At 50.6% G+C, this 239-nt stretch carries 1 protein-coding gene; it reads left to right on the forward strand.

Features of this window, described 5'->3' with window-relative positions:
• Nucleotides 1-239, forward strand: a 239-nt coding sequence (locus SB775_RS33520) for an aldehyde dehydrogenase family protein (RefSeq protein WP_410865621.1), incomplete at both ends; no start/stop codon positions are given.

Raw genomic sequence — 239 nt, forward strand, 5'->3', positions numbered from 1 at the left:
GCGGAACCACGATGGTAAAAGCAGCCTACAGTAGTGGCAAGCCCGCTTTTGGCGTAGGGCCGGGCAATGTCCCCGTTTACATGCATGCCAGTGCCGATATTCCAACAGCGATACGCCAAATCATGCAAAGCAAAACGTTTGATTATGGAACGATCTGTGCTTCTGAGCAGGCACTTGTCGTCGATAAGACGATCAAACGCAAGGTTGTGACTGAACTGAAACGTCAAGGAGCCTACTTG

It is taken from the genome of Peribacillus sp. SIMBA_075 (genome assembly GCF_046534585.1).